This window comes from Rhodococcus sp. CX (assembly GCF_015865005.1).
GTDB lineage: Bacteria > Actinomycetota > Actinomycetes > Mycobacteriales > Mycobacteriaceae > Rhodococcus.
Genome location: NZ_JADZGH010000125.1, coordinates 6,926 through 7,918 on the forward strand (window position 1 = coordinate 6,926; position 993 = coordinate 7,918).

The following is a 993-nucleotide window of genomic DNA, read 5'->3' on the forward strand; positions in this document are numbered from 1 at the left end:
TGCCGGCGCTCGCGGTCGACCGGCGCGGAGTGCGCCTGGGCCGGGGCGCCGGGTTCTACGACCGGACCCTGCACCTTGCCGACCCGTCGGCCCGGCTGATCGCCGTGGTGCGCGACGAGGAGCTGGTCGACGAACTGCCCGAGGATCCGCACGACATCCGGATGACGCACGCCCTGACGCCGAGCGGCGGGCTGACCGCGCTGGTGGAATAGATCTCACACTGGCGCCGTTGGCACTGTCGACTGTAGAGTGCTAAAGCTGCGATTTATTTTCGAACGCGCGGAGGATTCACCGGTGCCCACCTATTCATATGCCTGCACGGCTTGCGACAACCGCTTCGACATCGTGCAGTCGTTCAGCGACGACTCCCTCACCGAGTGCCCGGAGTGCACCGGCAAGCTGCGCAAGCTGTTCAACTCCGTCGGCGTCGTCTTCAAGGGCAGCGGCTTCTACCGCACCGATTCGCGCGGTGGCAGCAGCACCGCGAGCGAGCCGGCCAAGTCCGACTCCTCGAGCAGCAGCTCGTCCAGCTCGACTCCGGCGGCCGCCGCGAGCTGATCGCGGGTTGTCCACAGGCGGGCTGTTCATCCACAGATCGTCTCGAATTCGCGCCTCACGAGGCCGACAGGCACGGCCGAACTCGTAGGGTTCGGCCATGCCTGCCGGTCTCTTTCCGTTCCCGCCCCGATCGCGCCTCCGTCCCTCCGGCGGGCCTCGGGCCACGACCTCCCTGCAGCCCACACTCGCCGATCGCGCGAGCACGCTGCTGCGACCGGGTTGGGCGCGCACGGTCGCGGCCCGGCGCGGCGCGGCCGCACTTCTGGCGCTGATCGCCGTCGTCGCGGCGCTGCGGGACGGGCCTTCGAGCGGCCGCTCCCCCGCCGTCGTCGCCGTGCGCGACCTGAGCCCCGGGCACACACTCACCCTCGACGACGTCGAACTCGCCGACCGCGAATCCGCGTCGGTGCCGTCCGGCGCGCTCACCCTTCTCTC

Annotated in this window: 3 protein-coding genes; all 3 read left to right on the top strand. The window is 70.1% G+C overall.

Annotated elements, in window-relative coordinates; all coding sequences use genetic code 11:
* A partial coding sequence (locus tag I0Q12_RS32810; RefSeq protein ID WP_307846232.1) for a 5-formyltetrahydrofolate cyclo-ligase occupies positions 1-212 on the top strand: 212 nt, incomplete at its 5' end.
* Between the two features lie 82 nt (positions 213-294).
* Positions 295-558: an FmdB family zinc ribbon protein gene (locus tag I0Q12_RS13730; protein ID WP_197252449.1), complete on the top strand. Its 264-nt coding sequence runs from the start codon at positions 295-297 to the stop codon at positions 556-558.
* Between the two features lie 97 nt (positions 559-655).
* Positions 656-993 (top strand): SAF domain-containing protein (locus I0Q12_RS32815; protein WP_231610606.1); only part of this gene is annotated, 338 nt, incomplete at its 3' end.